Origin of the sequence: Paraburkholderia lebeckiae, assembly GCF_050436325.1 — a bacterium.
GTDB classification, from domain to species: Bacteria; Pseudomonadota; Gammaproteobacteria; order Burkholderiales; family Burkholderiaceae; genus Paraburkholderia; species Paraburkholderia tuberum.
The window spans coordinates 2,266,917-2,286,536 of the sequence record NZ_JBNDLZ010000002.1 but is presented as its reverse complement, the minus strand read 5'-3'; the positions used below and the strand labels follow the sequence as shown (position 1 = coordinate 2,286,536).

The window sequence follows — 19,620 nt, the reverse complement described above, 5'->3', positions numbered from 1 at the left end:
GGGGCCCATCGCTGGAGTCGGCGACAGAAGTTCGAGCGCCCAGACGCGTAACCATGTACTGCCGAGTTCGGCCAGTTTGGGACATTCGACGTCGTGGGCCAATTTGTTGACAATCGGGTCGACCCGTTGCCCTGCGAACCACACACCACACACGGGAAACGAACGCGATGGAATCGGCCAGGATACGAGCCGGACCCGTGTCTCGCCGATTATCCGAGATCGGGAATTCCAGTCCAGGCGAGTCGGGTCGAGCGCATCTTTACGTATTCCGGGTCAGACGACAGCCCGGGAGATAGTTGACTCCAGGTCAACTCGGAGGGCGACCCAAGATAAAGGACGGCGTCGAACTGATCTTGCATCACTGGAGATCGCGTCGGATCAACGTAGATTTCCACCATGGCATCGCCGTCCTTGGCGAACATCGCGTTGGATAATTTCCGCTGCACAACTGGCACGGTCGCCTAACGCTCGCCAAGCTTTATCGAGTTCCTCGGCGCTCTCTATTTTCGACCAGTCTATCGGCGCATCGCCCAGCAATACACGGATCTGACGGTCTCTTGGAAGAGGCATTCAGATGACGGACTTCACGAAAAAGCCCTTCAAAGACGGGACGGTCCCACACGTCGTGGGGCTGCGTGGTGTTTTGCCAGGCTTGCCGGAGTTGATTTTCGGGGATGTCTTCCCCCGCAACGAACCGGTCCATCATCTCCTGATAAAGGGAATTGCCACTTTCAACTACGATATCGTTCACGGTGTAAGCAAATCTGGGGTCCCGGATCAACGAGACCCGAAATGCATAGGCCTGTTCACATCCGTGGCCGCCGTCGCAAATGGCGACGACATCGTGCGATTTGAAGGCTTCGAGAATGCCGGTGATCGGATCGATCGGACTTGCAGCTATTGTCACTCGGGGGGCTCCTGCTCCGGCGTCAAACGTTACGAATCCTTCATCATCGAGCGTTTGTGACGGCCAGATAGGGAGGAAGTTCCACGTTTTGCATTGGTTTGCATGTCCGGGTTCAATCGGCGCGGCCGCCGCTGGAGACTCGGTTTGGCGCGTGGGCCGTTGGCCCGCGTTCGGCCAAAAACGGGCGCTCGACAGCCGCCGCTAAATCGTCGTCAATTTGCGACGCTGCAATTTCCTTAAAACCGTCTCCGTCCCAATAGCGCTCCGTCGCACGAGTCCATCGTTAGCTCGCGCTTCCTCGCGTCGATTACGGCTAGAAATGTGGCACTAAGCAATGCAATAAGCACCGCGACCATAGTCGGTACCAGTACGTCGATGGTGAGGCCAAATATGATGGTGCTGAACGAGACGGCCAGGCCAGAATAGGCTGCTGCCCGAATGGTGGGGTCGGCCGCGCGGCGGCTGCGCCAGAAATAAACTGACAGGCCGAAGTAAAAAAGCACAAGAGACAGGACGCCGATCAATCCCTGTTCAGCGAGCGTCGAGAAAAAGTCACTATGGGCGCGCTCGTTGACGATTCCGGCGTTTGCTACGCCCCGTTGTGCCAACTCGCCAAGTGCATCCTCCAAATGTCCCTTGCCCACTCCGTACACCGGGTGCTCCATGAACAATCGGTATGATGCCAGCCACAATTGAATACGTATCCCGACGGACGTGTGGTCTTTACCTTGATGCATCAGTACATAGTCGGTCGCGATATCCTTGATGCGATGCGCGACGCGCTCGTTTGACCAAAGCGCACCGGCGACCATCACGATCATGATGGCCGATACGAGCAGCCTCTTTCCGTTTGCGAACCATTGATATTGAGCACCGAGCAGCACGACGAAGACTGGGATGGCAAGCCATCCGCCACGGGTTCCGGAAAGGTACGACGCAAAGCCACCGCACAGAAACGCCAACAGCTTGACTATCAGCATGCGCCAGTTGCTCGGCCCATCCCAGCCGAGCGTAAACATCGACAGAAACGCGAGCAGCAGGGCCGTATCTCCGAACGGGATGGCATTCGTGTAGTAGTTGTCGAGCCGGCTGTCGTCGGTCCACCCGCCCTGCGAGCGCATGATCAACGCCCAGCCTCCGACGGCGATGGCGCCCGCCGCACAACCCCAGCCGATCGCACGCAAATTCCGCGAGGGCAATTGACGCAACAGCAGGAACACTGGCAGCGCTAGCGCGAAGCGCGAAATCGAATCGAATTCCCGCGGCATCCAATACCCAAGCAGCGGCTGCTGGACGATGACCGCTATAAGGACGGTCATCATCCCGACGGTGTACCAACGGTATCGATGCAAAGGCGAGAAGAAACCGTTGGCTCGGCGGGAGCGTACCGTGATGCAAAGCGCTAGCGCCAAAAGCACGAAGAAGCAGTATCCGCTACCACCACGCCACACGAGGTTGAGAGCAGGTGCAAAAAACAGAAGTGCGGAGACAAACCAAAGCAAACTGGGGGGAAAGACCATCGGGCGAGCATTCCTTGCTAATCGGCTACTGTTAGGCGCGGTATTGGTCGCGGAGCTCAGCGCTTGTTCGAAATAGTGTGCGGCGGGCGATTATAACCATGCCTGCTTCGTAGCGTCAGTTGAGTTCCCGTTGTGGGATAATGCGCCGCATAATGCTCAAGATACATCTGATGATTTCGCGATGGTGAGATGATCAGCCTCAAAACACTCAATATTTAAGCAAAAAATGCGCCGCTCAGGTGAGAGACTTTTGGATTCAAACTTGAGTCAGCGTATCGGGGCCTCGAGATTGTGGAATTCAGAGAAGATATAAATGGCCTGCGAGCCATCGCTGTACTGTCAGTTGTCCTTTACCATTTCGGCGTGCCTGCATTTGGTGGCGGATTCATAGGGGTCGATGTATTTTTCGTTATCTCCGGCTACCTGTTAACCGGTATCGCGCGTCGGGATCTCGAAGTCGGTCGCTATTCAGTTATCAGATTTCTCTCGAACCGACTGCGCCGAATATTTCCAGCCCTATGTGCGGTTTTGGCAGCCTGCGTCCTCTGGGCGACGTATTCCTATCTGCCGGGGGACTATAAGCGGATCGTCCGCGATGCCACGTCGGCACTTGTGATCCGCTCAAATTATGCATTTGTCGACAATGCCGGCTATTTCGCACCGGACGCCAGACAGAACATCCTGCTGCATACATGGTCGCTGTCAGTCGAGTCCCAGTTTTATCTCGTCTTCGCACTGCTTTGCGGTGTCTTTTGGCCGAGATCGGGGCAGTTCGCGCGGAAGGTTGGATTCGCACTTTTCTCTGCTTTGGGTGTGGCGTCGCTGGGTTGGTGTCTTGTGCACACGCCTGGTAACCAGCCGGCCTCGTTCTACCTGCTCTGGAGTCGTGCGTGGGAATTCATGGCGGGCTCGATGGTGTCCATTTACGGGGCTCGAAACCTTCGCATCGCTCACGCGAACACGCTTGCCAGCATCGGAGCAATATCGCTGACGGCCAGTATTGTTGGCCTCGATTCCGCGATGCCCTACCCAGGGTGGCGGGCCTTGTTTCCCGTGATGGGGACGATGCTGATCATCTATGCAAAGCGAGGCTATATCGCGCAGATTCTGTCCACCACTCCATTCCAGTTCGTCGGCCGTATTTCGTATTCCGTGTACCTCTGGCATTGGCCGTTGCTGGTAGCATTTCGCGAACGCACAGGTGTCGACCCGTCCCGGCTCCAGATCATTCTGCTCCTCGTCGCATCTCTTGCTGTTGGCTGGATGTCGTTTCAATTCGTAGAGCAGCCTACCCGTCGACGGGCGCGGAATTCGCACCTTGCGGGCGCGTTGGTGACAGCAATCGCTGCAGGCTTCATTTTCTCAGGCGTTCTCTCGTGGAATCAGGGTTGGCCGCAAAGGTTGCCTGCGTATCTTCAGCAAGCCGTTGCCGGCCGGGAAGAGCCGAACCCGCTCGCGGCCGAGTGCATGCGCCAAGCCGATGGAACAAAGCGATCGCCTGGCGACTTTTGCCGGCTTGGCGACCCGGGCGATACACGGCCGCCCGTAGTAATGCTTTGGGGTGACTCCTTTGCCAGCGGGTTGCAGCCCACCGTCTCGTCGATCGTGAGCGATTTGGGCGTTCCTGGAATTCTGGCCTCAGAGGGAGGATGCCCACCCTTCATAGGAGCGGCCTTCAAGGGATCTGGCGCAGAAATATTCCCAGGATGCGAGAATTATGCGAACTTCACGTTCAAATACTTCGAGCGTACGCCGTCCATTTCTCTCGTGGTCGTCGCCGGCGACTGGAAGCGCTACAACGCTGACTACGAAGGGCGTGTGCTCAAGAAGATCGCTGAGATTCTGGCAGCGCGGGGCGGGCGCATGGTCATCCTCGGCGCAGTCCCGGACCCTCAAGGAGATGTTCCACATCTATGGGCCCATGCACAGTTTCAAGCGGGGCACGCAATCGATGAACTGACCGTTCCGCGTGCTTCGCAAACCGAACTGCTCGATAAGGTCGAGCAGATTGTCGGTCCCGCATTGAAGGTCGGAAATGGGACCGTAGTCGAGCCGTTTAAATCGCTTTGTTCGGATGACTTCTGCTACAGCGTGAAGGGAAACCGCGCACTCTTTATGGACACTGACCATTTGAACACGGCCGGCCTGGCGTATGTGAAGCCCTTGATGAAAACCGCAATCACGCATGCGCGCAATGAAATAGAGGCGGAGGCCGATAGGCAGCAATCCGGAAATTCTGCGTCAGTCGCCTTCGTGAAGCATAATCAGCCAGGCAAACTTCGCGACCGCGGTGGTTCGCCTCTAGATCTTTCGATACCGGATCAAAACTAAGCGTTGGATCCCTGCCGCTCGTGACGCGCGTCTTGGAGTTGAACGGTCGAAGAACCGCCTTGGGGCTCAGCTGGCGTCGATGCGCAGTCGGTCAGCCACGACTCATCGCAGTAGTTCGTCGATACCAGCCAGTTCACAGTTCAGGGCACTGCAGAGGCCAAACGCGGCAACACGAACATTACATTGAGTCATGACAAGAATATCTATCGTTGTTCCATGCTTTAACCAGCAGGAACTCATCGCGGAAACACTCGAATCAGTGTTGCATCAGTCGTTTACCGATTGGGAATGTATCGTTGTAAACGATGGTTCGACGGACGACTCAGAGGCCGTCATTCAGCGATACGCAAAAAAGGATCATCGGTTCCTGTCGTTCACTAGGAAAAACGCAGGCGTTGCGGCGGCGCGAAATTTCGGCTTCGCCGAGGCAAGTGGCGATCTCTTTGTGCCGCTTGATGGCGACGACAAGATTCATCCTGATTTCCTGCGGCGGGCCTTGAAGTGTTTCACTGAACAACCCGACACCGATCTCGTTCACTGCAAGACGCAGCGCATCGGAGAATCCAGAAAAATCTGGCGCTTGCCTGAGTACAGCTATGAAAAACTTCTTTGGCAAAACATGATCGTCAATACGACCATGTACAGGCGCGACGCTTTTTTTCGTGTTGGCGGATATTCACCCGAAATGATTCACGGGTTCGAGGACTGGGAATTCTACGTGCGACTTCTGAGCCCCGCATCCAAGGTGCGGTTTATTGATGCGCCGATGTATCTTTACCGCGTGAAGAAAAGTTCACGGTCAACCGAACTGGTGTCGCTGGGAAAGGTTGAGGAATCGCAGCGCCTGATCTACATGCGTAACCGGGAAGTGTATGGACCGTTCATGGAAAACCCGATCAGCGCTTTCGGCGCACGTATGAAAGAATTTGCCCCATTTTTTTCTGCACGGTACAGGCGAACACTCCGGTACGTGCATGCGGGCTATGCAAGTGTGATCGCAGCGCTGCTGATCAACATTGCATGGCTGCTATCAAGGCACTAACACATGCTGATTCGTGATCGGGTTTGACCGGGCAGTGCGGGACAGTCAATATTGAACCGGAAGCCGGATTACTGTGGCACGTCACGTAGCGGGTGCCGATCGGTGCGCGCACACTTCTCCGCGTCCTCACGACGACGCTCTTACGGCAGCGCTCGCGCTATTGTCTTGGCATCTGGTCGAGCGCCCAGCACTATGCCTGAAACGATATCTGAAGCGTGTGCATAGATTCTCCACCCGGGGTAAATCTGTCAGCTGAGATGTTGGAGCCCGGTTTCCGAGAAGGATGAAAATTCGGCCTGATCCGGGTGTCAGGCGCCGATATTGTGGCTAAAACCGCATGGTCGGCGGATCTCGACAGTCCGCTAACGAGAAAGCTGAATGCCTTTTCAGGGTCGCGTGCTGCCGATCGCTGCCGTCTGGACTAGCCGGGCGCGTATGCGATTTGCATACGGCTGCGCTCGCCCAGTTTCCGCCGCTCGTTGCCATGCGCACGATGTCGTTCGAGCGGCCACTTCGCATAACACGCGACGGATGTCGCGTTCAAGAGACTCGCGCAACCGCTCGTGCCGGTGAGCTGTTCCATACGGGCGAGCGCCGGCTTGCTACCGCCTGCAAGCGAAGGTCGCCGCGCAGCTTCCTGCTGAGCGGCCCAGTCGATGGTCGTGGCGGAGGTCATGAAATTGTCCTGATAACTGATGCGCCTTTTTCAGAAAAAAGGGGCTCGTCGAACCTTGGCCGCAATGTGATGCGTGGACGAGCGCTTCAACCAAGGCCGAATGTTTTCCTCAAGCTTGAATCGACGGGACCAGCGGGCATAAAGCGGCGTAACTTGCTCAGCAACGATGCCTGTCCGGCAGGCGTGCGACGCATCCGCCAGGCGCCAAGCGCCGCTTCGACAATAGTGTTTGCCACGCCCTCGGGCTCGGGGGCACCTTTGACACTGCTCACGACTGCGCTCGTTGCAAGGGCACGCTCGCGATCATAGTCGGCGATTTTGGAACCCGCCTGGGGCGCATTGATGTCGAGATTGGTCCTGGTAAAAGTCGGTTCGACCAGCGTTGCGCGTATACCGAACTGGCGCACCTCGTGATCCAGGGTTTCGGTTAGCCCTTCCACAGCGTGCTTGGACGCCGAATAGAGTCCCATGTAGGGCGCCGGGAGAAACCCGAGCACCGAACTGACATTGACGATCCTTCCACCGCGTTGTGCCCGCATCTGGGGGAGTACAGCGTGGGTCGCGCGCAGAATGCTGAATACATTGGTATCGAACAGAGACGAGGCCTCGGCGGTCGACGTCTCCTCGACCGCGCCAATCATGCTCGTTCCTGCATTGTTGACGAGCACGTCGATTCGCCTGGCGCGATCGATGACGGACTGGATTCCAGCCTGGACCGAAGCATCGTTGCAAACATCCATCTCGACAAGCTCGACTCCCGAGATAGGCGCCGCTTTTGCGATGCTGCGCACGGTGCCAAATACGCGGCACCCCCGCCTGGCAAACTTCTCGGCGGCGGCGCGTCCGATACCCGATGACACGCCGGTAACAACGACAACAGTGGAATTCGACATGAACAGCTCTCTTCAGGTGAATTGATGGTGTTTTTTTAACTGCCCGCGTCGAGCGCGTCCTGCAGCGTTTGCTCGGAAGGCTGCGCCTTCTCATGCCGATCTTTGCGCGAGCCAGCGATACTCGCGGGTCGAATCTTGAACCAGATCGAATACATGGCCGGCAGGAAGACCAGAGTCAGAATCGTCCCGGCGAACGTACCGCCGATCAGCGTGTACGCGAGGGTTCCCCAGAACACCGAATGGGTCAGCGGGATGAAAGCGAGGATCGCCGCCATGGCCGTCAGGATCACCGGCCTGGCACGCTGCACGGTGGCTTCGACGACCGCATGGAACGGATCCAGCCCCGCCTGCTCGTTCTGGTGAATCTGTCCGATCAGGATCAGCGTGTTGCGCATCAGGATGCCCGATAGCGCGATGAGACCGACCAGCGCATTGATGCCGAACGGCTGCCTGAACAGGATCAACGTCGGCACCACCCCGATCAAGCCCAGCGGGCTGGTCAGGAACACCATCACCATGGCGGAGATCGAGCGCACCTGGAAGATGATGATGATGAGCGTAACCGCCAGCATGATCGGGAAGAGCGGCAACATGGCTTTCGTCGCTTTAGCCGATTCCTCGATGGAGCCCGCCTCTTCGATACGGTAGCCGGTCGGCAGCCGGGCCATGATGGGCTGAAGCTGCTTCGTGATCGCCGTCGATACGTCCGGCGGCTGAAGGTTGTCGGCAATGTCGCCCCGTACCGTGATCGTCGGCACGCGGTCCCGCCAGCGCATGATCGGTTCTTCCATGCGCACGTCGACCTTGCCCACCTGCGACAGCGGAATGCGTTGCCCGTTCGCGCCAGCCAGCGTGAAATCGCCGATCCGGGCCGGATCGAGACGAACATCGCCGGCCGAACGCGCCATGACCTGCACGGTTCGAATATCCTCACGCACGGCGGTGACAGCCACGCCGGTTAGCAGGAATTGCAGTTGTTGCGCCACGGCGCTGGATGTCAGCCCCACCGCCTGCAAGCGGTCCTGCTGCAACGTGAAGTGCAGCGTGGGCGTGCGCGTACCCCAATCAGCGTTGACCGTACGCATCATCGGACTGCCCTCCATCCCCTGCTCAACTTCTCCCGCAATACCGCGTAGCTTGTCCGGGTCCGGGCCAGAGATACGGTAGGCGACCGGGAACGGCGAATATGGACCGAATACGAGTTGCGTAACCCGCACGCGCGCCTCGGGGGCGAGACCGTTGGAGACTGCCTGACGCAGTCGCTGCTTCAATGCGTCGCGCTCATCCTGGCTGTCCGTGCGCACCACGATCTTGGCAAACGACGGATCGGGCAGTTCCGGCCCCATCGCCAGGTAAAAGCGTGGCGCGCCTTGCCCGACGTACGCGGTGACGATCCTGGCTTCCTTCTGCTTCGCGAGCCACGCTTCGACCTTCGTCGTGGCGGCGCTGGTTTGCGAGATCGACGTGCCATAGGGCATCTGCACCTCGACCAGCACTTCGGGACGGTCGGAGATCGGGAAGAACTGTTTTTTGACCACGCCCATGCCGAGGACGGCCAGCACGAAGAGGCCCACGACCGAACCGGCGACCAGCCATTTGCGCGCGATGACGCGCGTGAGCAGCTGACGGAAGCGGTTGTAGCGCGGCGTGTCGTAGATCGCGTCGTGACCGCCTTCGACCTTTTTGAAGTCGGGCAGCATCTTCACACCCAGGTAGGGCGTGAAGACCACGGCGACGACCCACGATGCGATCAGTGCGATGCCGACGATCCAGAACATGTTGCTGGTGTATTCGCCGGCCGTGGAGCGCGCGAAGCCATTGGGCATGAAGCCGACGGCGGTCACCAGCGTGCCCGCCAGCATCGGCGCGGCCGTATGACTCCACGCGTAGGCGGAGGCGGCGATGCGGCTGTAGCCTTCCTCCATCTTTACCACCATCATTTCGATCGCGATGATCGCGTCGTCCACGAGCAGGCCGAGCGCGAGGATCAGCGATCCGAGCGTGATGCGATCGAAGTTCTTGCCGGTCGCGGCCATCACGACGAACACCACCGCGAGTGTCAGCGGTACGGCCGCGGCAACGACGAGGCCCACCCGCCAGCCCATGCTGACGAAACTCACCAGCATGACCACCAGCAGCGCGACGAAAAACTTCACCATGAACTCGTCGACCGCCGAATGAATGTTGACGGCTTGATCGGTGACTTTGGTGAGGCTCATGCCCAGCGGCAGCCCGGCGTTGATTGCGCCGACCTCGCTGTCCAGCGCCTTGCCGAGGTCGAGCCCGTTCCAGCCGTCGCGCATGACGATGCCCAGCAGAAGTGCCGGTTCGCCGTTGTTGCGGATCATGAACGTCGCCGGATCTTCATAACCACGCGTAACGGTGGCAATGTCCGACAGCTTCAGCGAGCGGCCCTGCGCTACGACCGGCGTGTCGCGGATCTTCTGCAGGTTGTCGAAGGCACCGTCCAGGCGAATGAACAGCTCCGGACCTTTGGTCTCCACGGAGCCGGCCGGCGTCAGGGCGTTCTGACCGTTGAGCGCGGCGAACACGTCCTGGGGGCTCACGCCCAGCGTTGCCAGCCGGTCATGTGAGAGCTCGATATAGATTCTCTCCGACTGCTCGCCGATGATGTCGACCTTCTTCACGCCCGGCACGTGGAGCAACCGCTGGCGCAGCGTCTCGGCATCGCGCACCAGCAGGCGCTGCGGTTCGCCCCTGGCCTTCAGTGCGAAGAGGGCAAACGTGACATCCGAGTATTCGTCGTTGACCATCGGCCCGATCACGCCAGCCGGCAGGTTGGCTGCCTCGTCGCTGATCTTCTTCCGGGCCTGGTAGAACTGTTCCTGTACTTCCGACGGCGGCGTGCTGTCGAGCAAGGTCAAGGTCGTGAAGGCCAGCCCAGGCCGTGTGTAGGTCTCGGTCCGGTCGTACCAGCGCAGCTCCTGCATGCGCTTTTCGATCTTCTCGGCGACCTGATCGTGCATTTCCTGCGCCGTGGCTCCCGGCCAGGCGGTGATGATGGTCATCACCTTGACCGTGAACGCGGGGTCTTCCGCCCGGCCCAGCTTGAAGAACGAAACGAGCCCGGCCAGTGAAATCAGGCAGATCAGGAACAGGGTGATGGAGCGCTCGCGCACGGCGAGCGCCGACAGGTTGAAACGGCCTTCGCTCACGGACGGGCTCCCTCGGCCGTCATGGCGACGGCTTGACTTGTCACCCGGACCTGCTCGCCTTCGCGCAGCAACTGCGCGCCGAGCGCGACGATCCGGTCGCCTTGCTTGATCTCACCAGCGACGCGAGCACTATCGTCGTCCAGATGTTCGACGGTAACCGGCCGCCAGGCAACCTTCGCCGGCTCGCCGTTGATGACCCACACCCCCGGTCCCTTGCCCGCGTCAAACAGCGCGCCGATCGGCACCTGCAAACCGCCTTGCACCGCGGAACGCGCGTCGGGAATCTGGACCGTCACCGTGGCGCCCAGTGGGGCGTCGGCCAGCTCTCCCTGCAGCACGTACCGCGCTTCGAACGTACGGGTACGAGGATCCGCCGTATCCGAAAGCTGGCGCAGCGTCGCCGGCACGCTAACTCCGCCGTTGCCGAACAGCGTGGCCTGGGCGACCGAACCGATGGCGGGGCGCAAGGTTTCGGGTAGCTGGATGACAGCCTCGCGGCGCCCGGCGTGGGCGAGGCGCACCACGGGCTGTCCGGCGCTGACGACCTGGCCCGGTTCGGCCAGCGTTTCCATCACGACGCCATCGCCGTCCGCCAACAGTTCGGCATAACCCGTCGCGTTGCGCGCAACGTCGGCGTCAGCCACGGCCGCACTGAGCTGCGCTTTGGCGGCATCGGCCGCCGCCTTGATCTGGTCATAGGCCGATGCCGATATCGCGCCGGTTCCGCGCAGGTCGCGATAGCGCTCTTCATCCTGCGCGGTCTGCTGCGCGCGTGCTCGCGCGGCGGTGACCGCGTCCTGCCGGGCCTGCGCGGCAAGCCTCAGATCGATGGGGTCGAGGCGCATCAGCGGCTGGCCGCGTTTGATGGTTTGTCCGGCGTCCGCCAGCCGCTCGAGCACCTTGCCGGAGACGCGAAATCCCAGGTCGCTCTGCACGCGCGCGGCGACGGTTCCGGTAAACGAACGGGAGGCGGGGATCGCCGCCTGAGCGATGGCGGTGCGCACCAGGGGCGCTTCGGTGCGCGGATCGGACGGTGCTTTTGCGCCGCAGGCGGCTAGCGCAAGTGGCAGTGCACAGACGACTGCAGAGGTAGCAAGGCGACGCCGGAGCATGAAAGACCCATTGACGGAGTGATCGGGGCTTTCATTATGGTTCTAGTGACCAACTTAGTCAATAGTCACCCACGAGATTTCCATCAAGGCGACAGACTGCGGAGCACGAGACTGGACAGTTGTGCAGGCGCGACCTTGGTGTAATCGAAGCTGTACTGCAGGAGCATTGGGTTCAGGTAGGGGCGCATCACCAGATAGATCGCCATCGCGGTCTCATCGAGCGGTGTTTTGCGCTCGAAGTCCCCGCTTTGCCGTCCCTCCTGGAGGACGTCCCGAAGCAGCTTCTGGACGCGCTCTTCATACGCAAGCACCGCCTGCCAGTTCTCCGTGGCCGCCGATGCGGCAATCTCGTAGAGCTTGCGGTCCTGGAAAAACAGACGGAGGCTCGCTTCCGTGAAGACGTTGAACATCCGCCGCAGCTTCTCCGGTGGCAGATCGGTCTGTGCGACGGCCGCCCTCACCTCGGTTTCGATCTCGTGCAGGCAGTTCGCGCAAATCATCTCGCCAATGGCCTGCTTGGACTCGAAGAACTTGTAGATGTAGGCCTTGGAAAACCCGATCGCCTTGGCGAGGTCTGAGACCGTCGTTTTCTCGTAGCCATACCGGCTGAAGTGCTCGGTGGCGGCGACGACGATCTGATCCCGTACCTCGTGGTCAGCGGGGCCGCGCGCCGGGATGGAGGAAGTGGTGACTTTTTTCATGGGTATAGCATACAGGAATGGACAACCAGTGACTATTTGGTATTATAGTCACCACTGGAATCTTGCGAAGACGCTCATGCTACCCAAACCTATCCTTGCCGCGGTTATTGTCGCCAGTCTCTCGGCTGGCTGCGCTGTAGGCCCCGATTATGTCCGGCCCAATGTAGCCATGCCCGAGCAGTTCCAGGGCCAGGCCGCGGTGGATCACCGGCACGCGGCGGCCAGTGCCGACCTTGTCACGTGGTGGACGGGTTTCGATGATCCGCAACTGACACGATTCGTCACGCTCGCACTGGATCAGAACCTGGACCTCGCGCAGGCCGCCGCTCGCGTCTCGCAGGCGCGCGCGGGACTTGGCGCGGCGAATGCCGCGCTGCTGCCGTCCGGCACTGTCAGCGGGCAGGCGGCGCGAGTCTACCAGTCGGTTGAGACCCCCTTGGGGAGAGTCCTGAATTCGACGCCCGGTTTCGATCGCTACGGCAATGAGTACGAGGCTGATTTCAACGCGAGCTGGGAACTGGATGTGTTTGGTGGCCTGCGTCGCGGGCGGGAAGCGGCACTTGCCGAATACCAGGCTTCGGAAGCCGCTGCGGTGGCCACGCGCCTGGCAGTGGCGGCGCAGACTGGCGATATTTACATCACGATTCGTGGATTGCAGGCCCGTCTGAAGGTTGCCCGGCGGCAGGTGCAGACGCAGCAGGATCTGCTTTCGACCATCAACCTCCTGTATGGCAAAGGATTGGCGGCCGACCTTCAGGTAAGCCAGGCCGAAGGTGCGCTGTCCCAGGTTCAGGCATCCGTCCCGGTCCTCGAGGCGGGTCTGGATGCGGCGATGAACGCGCTGGACGTGATGCTGGGTTCGCAGCCCGGCACGCATCGAGCCGAACTGGTCGAAGCTGGTGACATCCCGGTCGCCCCGCGGATCGCGGACACAGGATCGCCGGGAGAGTTGCTCAGGCGCCGGCCCGACCTGATCGTGGCCGAGCGACGCCTCGCCGCATCGAACGCGCGCATCGGCGTAGCGATCGCAGAGTATTACCCCAAGGTGTCGCTCAGTGGACTGCTCGGCAGCGCCACCTCGGTGGCCAGCGGCAACCTGTTCAGTACCGGCGCCAATCAGGCCGCTGGCGTGCTGGGGCTGCGCTGGCGTCTGTTCGATTTCGGCCGCATCAATGCGCAGATCGAGCAGGCCAAGGGGCAGCAGGCGGAAATGCTGGCCGCGTATCGGCTCGCCGCGCTTCATGCAACCGAAGACGTCGAGAACTCATTCTCGGCACTCGTGAAGCGCGAGCAAGAGGCCGCGGTGCTCGCCCAGGGAGTGGATTCGCTCGGTCGCGCTCGAGCCGCCTCGTTCGCAGCCTATCAAAAAGGCGTCGTCAGCCTCATCGAAGTCTTGCAGGCCGACGACAACCTGCTACGCGCCTCCGATGAGCGGGTGCAGGCGCAAACGGAATCCGCACGCGCAGCCGTTGCCGCCTTCAAGGCGCTCGGTGGCGGGTGGCAACCTGGCGAATCCGAAGCGGTCGCCATCAAATAGCAACCCTACGCACCCAACGATCTGCCAGGAGCGTGGATTTTGGCCATCGTTCTTTGCCAGATGAGCGCTTTGCCGCATGCCACACAAACGAATGACGCGAGCAGAAAGCCGCGAGCGAACCCGGCAGCGCTTGCTCGACGCAGCAGCGTCGAGCATCGCCGAAAAAGGGTTTGCTGCGACTAGCGTGGAGGATATCGCAGCCGAGGCCGGCTATACCCGCGGCGCGTTTTACTCGAACTTCAGCAGCAAGAGCGATCTATTCGTCGAACTGCTCCGCCTCGATCACCAGAACATGCAAGCAAACTTGCAGAAGCTGCGAGACGCCACACCGTCCAGCGAAAACCTGCAAGTGCAGCTCACCTTGTTGTACGCGCAGTGCTATCGCGACGACAACAACTACATCATCTGGGCTGAGGCACGTTTGCATGCCATGCGTGACGCGAAATTCCGACAACATGTGAATGCCCTATGCCTGCAAAAGCGCGACATGATCGCGTACTTCATTGAGCAGTTATGCCTGCGCCTCAACATACGGTTGCCGGGCTCTTTCGCCGACCACGCGCTCGCCGTTATGGCAGTGATCGACGGCATCCTCTGCTTCAACATGACGATGCCCAATGATTTGTCCAACGCTTCGGCCGAAGCGATTTTGAGCAACGTTTTGACAAAGATGCTCTGCAATGCACCAGTCCTGACTGAAACATAGTTTGATCTTGCGCCTCCTCCACAGATACCCCGCTCAAGCGATTCAATCCATCAGTCGGTGTCAGCCAGGTCTCCTGGTTGTTCGTTCGAATTGGCGGATTCAACCGGTCGATGCAACACAACGAACGTCGCATGAGCGGAGGGAGTATGGCGCTGCCTGTCGCTCCGATTTGCCGCCGCAATCTCCTTCGGCATCGCATCACAGATGCCCGCGCGCGAGGAGCGGGCGCTCCGGCGCCTTCAGTGCGGCGCCGGAGCGTCGAGATAGACGCCTGCCGACAACCCGGCCTTCACCTGCCGCGTGAACTCGTCGGTGGAGACTTCCTCGGCCCCTGCCTCGATTGCGTCGTATGCCTGACGCACGACGTCGGCCGGCGTCGCCTTCGGCACCTCCAGCCCGCGCGTCAGATCGGTATCGATAAAACCGGCATGCAGCCCGACCACCTGCGTGTGCTGCTCGCGCAGCGAGTGACGCAGGCCGTTGGTCACCGCCCACGCGGCCGACTTCGACACGCCATAAGCCGCGAGGATCGGCCGGTTTATCCAGCTCGCAACAGACAGTACGTTCAGGATCGCGCCGCCGCCGTTGCCGGCAAGGTTGCCCGCGAACGCCTGCGACATCGACAGCATCCCGAACACGTTGGTGTCGAAGTGATCGCGTAACGCGTCGAGCGCGCCGTCGTCCGTCAGACTGCCTAGCCGCGCGATGCCCGCGTTGTTGATCAGAAGCGTGACGTCGCCCGCCGCGTCGGCGGCAGCGGCCACGGCCGCCGGATCGGTCACGTCAAGCTTCACGGGCACGACGCCCGGCAGCGTTACGCTGGCCGGATCGCGCGCGCCCGCATAGACCTTGCGCACTCCTCTTTCGAGCGCCTGCTTCGCGAACTCAAGACCAAGCCCGCGGTTCGCACCCGTCACGAAAACAACAGCACCTTCGATCTTCATATCTCATCCTTTCGCATGATGAATCGCATGGGCGCCGGTTCGCAGCGCGCGTGAAATTCGGAGAAAACAAACCTGCCCTTGCGTACCGAACCGTTGCGCCGCCGAACGGCGCCAACGTCCGCCGCCAGCCGGCATCAAAGAACCGCGATGGACCTGGACTGCCATCCGTGCCACGCCGGCGTTGCTTCGCGTTATGCGCGAAAGTCGGCTACACTCATGTCAATGTCGATCACCATCGTGCTACGCCGCATTGTGTCGACGTAATTTGGGCATGTCAATGGTGACCGACATTGTGTTTTTTAATCGACGCGATCGCTTGTATAAGGGAGAGATCGATGGGGGTGTCACGACAGCAGGCCGCCGAGAACCGCAGCGCGATCGTCGCGGCCGCCGAGCGGCTTTTCCGGGTACGCGGAGTCGATGCCGTGGGGCTGACGGAGTTGATGAAGGAAGCCGGTTTTACCCAGGGCGGCTTCTACAACCACTTCAAGTCGAAGGACGCGTTGGTCACCGCGGTCATGGAAAAGGCGATGCAAGCCTACGCGGATTCGCCAAACGGCGGCAGCCTCGGGAAGCAGGCGGCACGCTACCTGTCGGCCTCGCACCGCGACAACGTCGAAGCAGGGTGCCCGTTGTCCGGCTTTGCTGGCGACGCTCCGCGGATGACCGATGCGGCGCGTGCGTCCTACGCGCGCGGCCTCGCCGCGTATCTCGACCGGCTTGCAGCCATGATCGCCACGGAAGGCGCGACGACGGAACAAACCCGTCGCGATGCGATTGCCGCGTTCAGTCAGATGGTCGGGGCGCTCGTGCTGTCGCGTGCGATCGCAGGCGTCGATTCGGCCTTCGCCGACGAAATCCTCGACGCGGGGCGGCGCACGCTCGTCGATGCGCTCGACGACCCGGTCACGCCGGACAGCCGGCGCCGCAGGAGGTCGAATGGCTGATACGCCGCCTGCGGCCCCGGGGGCTCTGCATGGGAATGCGTAGGTCGGCGGGGGCAGCACGATTTGCGCGCAGAGACTCAGCGCTTTAGCGCGCCGGTGAGGGCGGCTCCGTGCCGTCGTCGCCCGCCTGTCCTGGCGTAGGCAGGTACCTGCCGAAGTTCATTTCGAAGTCGCTTGGAACGCCGTAGGCCAGGCTACGGAGCTTGGCGCGGCGGGCCTGCCCACTTGGCGAGGCCAGGGCCGGGAAGAACAGGTCAATGCTCGACTGGAGTTCGCCAGGCGTCGGCATTCCGAAACGATTGATCTGGGCTTTCGCGGCGCCGAGCGTTTCACGGTCGAATGTGGCCAGACGCCGGACAAGCGCATCGACAAGCCGTGAATGAAAATGACGGGCGGGTCGTTCTTCATATCGGTCGTCCTCTCTTTGGATTGCAAAAGTGCCCCCTCGAACGCCGGAACGCTTCAACGGCATCTTTCAGGTCTTGACCGAGATAGTTCCGTTCGACGGCGAGCGCCGTGCCATCTACCGAACCGATTATTGGAAGATGTTCCGTTCGAACCGCCCTGAATCTCTCTGCGAATACAACGTCAAGATCGCGCAAATGGCACGCATGCTCCACGAGCGCGAAGTGCGTCAATGACCTCACTAAAGGGCAACTTGTTGGGATATGGACTGAAATGACCTGTCAAGACGCCTGTCTGTCCACAGGTGCAGCGCAGGCTATTCCGCCATCGCCCACGGATGGTCGACAAGACATCGCATCGCCGAACCTTCCAGATTGAATGGCACATGAACCGGATTCTGGACGGCGTCCACTCTTCGTCAGCCTATGACACGACGACTCTAAATTCGACCCCTGATTCAAAATCCAGCGTCGTGGTCGAAAAGCGGGGATCGTCGTCGAGGTAGTGCTTGTATGGCCGAACGGCGTCCTCGGCTGTGTACATATTGTCGGCGAGAATGATAGATCCGGGACGCAGCAGGCGCTCAATCTGTTTGAACAGCTCCAGATAGGCGTCGGCCCATACGTCGATAAACACCATGTCGAAAGCACCGTCCAGTCCGGCAACGGTCTGGAAGACATCGCCCTCCCGCAGTTCAACATAAGCGCCCACGCCCGCCGTTCCGACGTGGGCCCGAAGTTGTGCGCACTTAACAGCATCGAGTTCAGTCGCTACAACCATGCCACGGCCTAACGTGCGAAGGGCCTCGGCGAAATACAGCGTGGACACGCCGCAGGAACTGCCGAGTTCGAGGATTCGAGCCGGCTTGTGCGAAAGCACCATGTTGCGTAAGAACCGTCCCGTTTCCGCCGACACGGCTAACGATAGAGGAGTGCCTTGTGAGGATTCGAAATCTTCGCTCGATAGTCCGAGCGTTTCGAGAAACCGTCCACGGAGTCGAGGTGCGAGCGTTTCGTATTCCTCCGCGAGAGTCAGAAACTCCTCGCTCGATCCCTGAAATTGCGCCCGTGCGCGGGCTATCACTTCTGTCTGGCTCTGTTCGTGAAGCTGTCGCAGAAGATCCGTGGTTGATGAAGCCATGAGCGCTCCTTGAAGAGATCGATAATACTGACGACGTAGACAACGACCGACCACTGCGCCAGACGGGCTGCGCTTTGCTTAAAACGCGTGACGCTATGCCGTTCTGGCGAGCTTGATCGCGCGTTCAGGGCATGCCGTCACGCAAAGACCGCACGAGCGGCAGGCGTGCGCGTTCGGTGTGTAGGCGACTTTCATTCCGTGCACGCGTAGCTTGAGGCGGTGCATCAAATCGAGGCCGAGATAATCGACCTCATCGATGCGCCGGATCTCAAACACATTCTCGGGGCAGACTTCCAGGCAATCGCCCTTGCCTTCGCAACGTTTCAGGTCGACGACTGGCGCAATCACGCCCGGCTTCTGTTTGCAGTCGTCCGTTGATTTCTCGCGCATGTTCAGTCTCCCACGCGCCGGTCGTGGCCCGATCGCCATGCCGTCCGGAAATGCTCGCGTTCTTCAGGCGTCATCGCTTCCCATTTGCGCCAGTGACGCCGTCCGCGCCAGCCGCCGTGTCCGCGGAATCCGCCAAACAGGATACGGCTCAGAACCAGCAGGCCCAACGCATGCGCGAAGTCGATCGCACGGGCGCCAACGAATAGCGCCGGAATCACCCAATTCCATAGCGTCATGACCACCCACCCGAGCACGGCTATGGCAACCACCACGAGCAGCGCTTTACCCGCGCATCTGATTCGAAACTTCATCCCTCGACTCCTCTATATATCCAGTTCGTCATAAATGGCCTGCAGTCGGGCGCGCAGATGCAAGACCGCGTAGCGTTTGCGCGCGAGCAGCGTATTGAGCGCGACGCCGCTTTCCGCCACCATGTCTTTGAAGGACCGCCCCTCCAGCTCGTGCGCGATAAATACTTCACGTTGATTCGGCGGCAACTCATCGAGCGCATCCTGCAAGGCCTTGAGCAATACAGCGCGAGCGTAGAGGGCTTCGGGGCCTGCATCGTGCGCCGGCAGGGCGAGGTCGAGGCGATATTCACCGCTGGCGTCGTCCTCGGCCTCAGACACCTCGGTCAGCGGCTGCTCCTTCTTCTTGCGAAAACGATCGATGATGCGGTTGCGCGCGGCACGGAAAAGCCACGCGCTCGCCTGTTCGATCGGCGCGGGAAGCCGGTAAGCCTGCACGAATTCGTGGAACACATCCTGCAGGATGTCCTCGGCATCATCCGGGTCGCGTATTCGACGCCGGATAAAATTGACGAGTCTCGTGCGCTCACGCACCACGGTCGCGGTGATCTCGCTGTCTCGGTCGGTCATCGGGTGCGAGGTGGGTGGCGGTTCCATGCGCCTGTAGACGTTTCAGGAGCGCGAATATTGTGGCGAGCGCGAAAAATCTTTCCTTGCGCGACTGCGGGTTCGCTTGAGGCGGTGCGGAACAGAATTGTGGCCATTAAGTAACCGCAAGAAGTGGGTGCGTTTCCGTAGCGATGCCGCGCAATTCAACGAACGTCCATAAGACCGACACCCGATCCAGCATAACCGCGTTCGTTTCGGAGAGAGCCGCCGCAACGACAACGGCGCATGTAAGTAGAATCGTCAACATTCGGCCCTGCATTTGATGGCCGTTCCCAA

18 protein-coding genes and 1 pseudogene are annotated in these 19,620 nt (G+C 60.3%); 6 read left to right on the top strand and 13 right to left on the bottom strand.

Features of this window, described 5'->3' with window-relative positions:
• The first annotated feature begins 574 nt into the window (after nt 1–574).
• Nucleotides 575–967 (top strand): hypothetical protein, encoded by a 393-nt coding sequence (locus tag OKW44_RS13675; protein ID WP_018423837.1) that lies wholly within the window; start codon nt 575–577, stop codon nt 965–967.
• A gap of 176 nt (nt 968–1,143) precedes the next feature.
• Here OKW44_RS13675 and OKW44_RS13670 read toward each other — a convergent pair whose 3' ends face one another.
• On the bottom strand, nt 1,144–2,427 hold the full coding sequence (locus OKW44_RS13670; RefSeq protein ID WP_018423838.1) for an O-antigen ligase family protein: 1,284 nt from the start codon (nt 2,425–2,427) through the stop codon (nt 1,144–1,146).
• A gap of 291 nt (nt 2,428–2,718) precedes the next feature.
• Here OKW44_RS13670 and OKW44_RS13665 point away from each other — a divergent pair, with 291 nt between their 5' ends.
• Together OKW44_RS13665 and OKW44_RS13660 are read left to right on the top strand one after the other, a co-directional pair.
• Nucleotides 2,719–4,758 (top strand): acyltransferase family protein, encoded by a 2,040-nt coding sequence (locus OKW44_RS13665; RefSeq protein WP_035471741.1) that lies wholly within the window; start codon nt 2,719–2,721, stop codon nt 4,756–4,758.
• A 190-nt stretch (nt 4,759–4,948) separates the two neighbouring features.
• Nucleotides 4,949–5,800, top strand: coding sequence for a glycosyltransferase family 2 protein (locus tag OKW44_RS13660; RefSeq protein WP_084754371.1), 852 nt, complete (start codon nt 4,949–4,951; stop codon nt 5,798–5,800).
• Nucleotides 5,801–6,221: 421 nt separating this feature from the next.
• Here the strand turns inward: OKW44_RS13660 and OKW44_RS13655 are convergent, their stop codons facing one another.
• The 5 genes from OKW44_RS13655 to OKW44_RS13635 all read right to left on the bottom strand — a co-directional run bounded on the left by OKW44_RS13655 (nt 6,222) and on the right by OKW44_RS13635 (nt 12,358).
• Nucleotides 6,222–6,476: a hypothetical protein gene (locus OKW44_RS13655; protein WP_018423841.1), complete on the bottom strand. Its 255-nt coding sequence runs from the start codon at nt 6,474–6,476 to the stop codon at nt 6,222–6,224.
• A gap of 86 nt (nt 6,477–6,562) precedes the next feature.
• Nucleotides 6,563–7,369: an oxidoreductase gene (locus OKW44_RS13650; RefSeq protein WP_018423842.1), complete on the bottom strand. Its 807-nt coding sequence runs from the start codon at nt 7,367–7,369 to the stop codon at nt 6,563–6,565.
• Between the two features lie 35 nt (nt 7,370–7,404).
• On the bottom strand, nt 7,405–10,545 hold the full coding sequence (locus tag OKW44_RS13645) for an efflux RND transporter permease subunit (RefSeq protein ID WP_018423843.1): 3,141 nt from the start codon (nt 10,543–10,545) through the stop codon (nt 7,405–7,407).
• The gene (locus OKW44_RS13640) at nt 10,542–11,657 is read right to left on the bottom strand and encodes an efflux RND transporter periplasmic adaptor subunit (RefSeq protein ID WP_026226413.1); all 1,116 of its coding nucleotides are present in this window, start codon (nt 11,655–11,657) and stop codon (nt 10,542–10,544) included. The genes OKW44_RS13645 and OKW44_RS13640 overlap by 4 nt, the downstream gene beginning before the upstream one ends.
• 83 nt (nt 11,658–11,740) lie before the next feature.
• Nucleotides 11,741–12,358: a TetR/AcrR family transcriptional regulator gene (locus OKW44_RS13635; RefSeq protein WP_018423845.1), complete on the bottom strand. Its 618-nt coding sequence runs from the start codon at nt 12,356–12,358 to the stop codon at nt 11,741–11,743.
• A gap of 76 nt (nt 12,359–12,434) precedes the next feature.
• Here OKW44_RS13635 and OKW44_RS13630 point away from each other — a divergent pair, with 76 nt between their 5' ends.
• The gene (locus OKW44_RS13630; protein WP_026226414.1) at nt 12,435–13,895 is read left to right on the top strand and encodes an efflux transporter outer membrane subunit; all 1,461 of its coding nucleotides are present in this window, start codon (nt 12,435–12,437) and stop codon (nt 13,893–13,895) included.
• Nucleotides 13,896–13,971: 76 nt separating this feature from the next.
• Nucleotides 13,972–14,601 (top strand): TetR/AcrR family transcriptional regulator, encoded by a 630-nt coding sequence (locus OKW44_RS13625; RefSeq protein WP_026226415.1) that lies wholly within the window; start codon nt 13,972–13,974, stop codon nt 14,599–14,601.
• Between the two features lie 239 nt (nt 14,602–14,840).
• Here the strand turns inward: OKW44_RS13625 and OKW44_RS13620 are convergent, their stop codons facing one another.
• Nucleotides 14,841–15,545 (bottom strand): SDR family oxidoreductase, encoded by a 705-nt coding sequence (locus OKW44_RS13620; RefSeq protein WP_018423848.1) that lies wholly within the window; start codon nt 15,543–15,545, stop codon nt 14,841–14,843.
• A 335-nt stretch (nt 15,546–15,880) separates the two neighbouring features.
• Here OKW44_RS13620 and OKW44_RS13615 point away from each other — a divergent pair, with 335 nt between their 5' ends.
• Nucleotides 15,881–16,492 (top strand): TetR/AcrR family transcriptional regulator, encoded by a 612-nt coding sequence (locus OKW44_RS13615; RefSeq protein WP_018423849.1) that lies wholly within the window; start codon nt 15,881–15,883, stop codon nt 16,490–16,492.
• 85 nt (nt 16,493–16,577) lie between these two features.
• Here the strand turns inward: OKW44_RS13615 and OKW44_RS13610 are convergent, their stop codons facing one another.
• The 6 genes and pseudogenes from OKW44_RS13610 to OKW44_RS13585 all read right to left on the bottom strand — a co-directional run bounded on the left by OKW44_RS13610 (nt 16,578) and on the right by OKW44_RS13585 (nt 19,332).
• Nucleotides 16,578–16,964, bottom strand: coding sequence for a hypothetical protein (locus tag OKW44_RS13610; protein ID WP_018423850.1), 387 nt, complete (start codon nt 16,962–16,964; stop codon nt 16,578–16,580).
• Nucleotides 16,924–17,127, bottom strand: a pseudogene (locus OKW44_RS13605) (DinB family protein); the annotation flags it as partial. The gene OKW44_RS13610 and the pseudogene OKW44_RS13605, both read right to left, overlap by 41 nt.
• 193 nt (nt 17,128–17,320) lie before the next feature.
• On the bottom strand, nt 17,321–18,037 hold the full coding sequence (locus OKW44_RS13600; RefSeq protein ID WP_018423852.1) for an O-methyltransferase: 717 nt from the start codon (nt 18,035–18,037) through the stop codon (nt 17,321–17,323).
• Between the two features lie 93 nt (nt 18,038–18,130).
• Nucleotides 18,131–18,427 carry a 4Fe-4S dicluster domain-containing protein gene (locus OKW44_RS13595; RefSeq protein WP_018423853.1) on the bottom strand — a complete coding sequence of 99 codons (297 nt, stop codon included), beginning with the start codon at nt 18,425–18,427 and terminating at the stop codon, nt 18,131–18,133.
• Between the two features lie 2 nt (nt 18,428–18,429).
• Complete coding sequence (locus tag OKW44_RS13590) at nt 18,430–18,738, bottom strand: hypothetical protein (protein ID WP_018423854.1); 309 nt, start codon at nt 18,736–18,738, stop codon at nt 18,430–18,432.
• A gap of 12 nt (nt 18,739–18,750) precedes the next feature.
• Entirely contained in the window at nt 18,751–19,332 is a 582-nt protein-coding gene (locus OKW44_RS13585) for an RNA polymerase sigma factor (protein WP_026226416.1), read from the bottom strand.
• Nucleotides 19,333–19,620 lie beyond the last annotated feature (288 nt).

Coding starts and splice junctions, on each gene's coding strand:
- OKW44_RS13595 (WP_018423853.1), bottom strand. CDS start 18,427: ATGCGCGAGAAATCAACGGACGACTGCAAACAGAAGCCGGGCGTGATT.
- OKW44_RS13660 (WP_084754371.1), top strand. CDS start 4,949: ATGACAAGAATATCTATCGTTGTTCCATGCTTTAACCAGCAGGAACTC.
- OKW44_RS13625 (WP_026226415.1), top strand. CDS start 13,972: ATGCCACACAAACGAATGACGCGAGCAGAAAGCCGCGAGCGAACCCGG.
- OKW44_RS13615 (WP_018423849.1), top strand. CDS start 15,881: ATGGGGGTGTCACGACAGCAGGCCGCCGAGAACCGCAGCGCGATCGTC.
- OKW44_RS13630 (WP_026226414.1), top strand. CDS start 12,435: ATGCTACCCAAACCTATCCTTGCCGCGGTTATTGTCGCCAGTCTCTCG.
- OKW44_RS13655 (WP_018423841.1), bottom strand. CDS start 6,476: ATGACCTCCGCCACGACCATCGACTGGGCCGCTCAGCAGGAAGCTGCG.
- OKW44_RS13590 (WP_018423854.1), bottom strand. CDS start 18,738: ATGAAGTTTCGAATCAGATGCGCGGGTAAAGCGCTGCTCGTGGTGGTT.
- OKW44_RS13675 (WP_018423837.1), top strand. CDS start 575: ATGACGGACTTCACGAAAAAGCCCTTCAAAGACGGGACGGTCCCACAC.
- OKW44_RS13620 (WP_018423848.1), bottom strand. CDS start 15,545: ATGAAGATCGAAGGTGCTGTTGTTTTCGTGACGGGTGCGAACCGCGGG.
- OKW44_RS13640 (WP_026226413.1), bottom strand. CDS start 11,657: ATGCTCCGGCGTCGCCTTGCTACCTCTGCAGTCGTCTGTGCACTGCCA.
- OKW44_RS13610 (WP_018423850.1), bottom strand. CDS start 16,964: ATGCCGTTGAAGCGTTCCGGCGTTCGAGGGGGCACTTTTGCAATCCAA.
- OKW44_RS13670 (WP_018423838.1), bottom strand. CDS start 2,427: ATGGTCTTTCCCCCCAGTTTGCTTTGGTTTGTCTCCGCACTTCTGTTT.
- OKW44_RS13585 (WP_026226416.1), bottom strand. CDS start 19,332: ATGGAACCGCCACCCACCTCGCACCCGATGACCGACCGAGACAGCGAG.
- OKW44_RS13600 (WP_018423852.1), bottom strand. CDS start 18,037: ATGGCTTCATCAACCACGGATCTTCTGCGACAGCTTCACGAACAGAGC.
- OKW44_RS13635 (WP_018423845.1), bottom strand. CDS start 12,358: ATGAAAAAAGTCACCACTTCCTCCATCCCGGCGCGCGGCCCCGCTGAC.
- OKW44_RS13650 (WP_018423842.1), bottom strand. CDS start 7,369: ATGTCGAATTCCACTGTTGTCGTTGTTACCGGCGTGTCATCGGGTATC.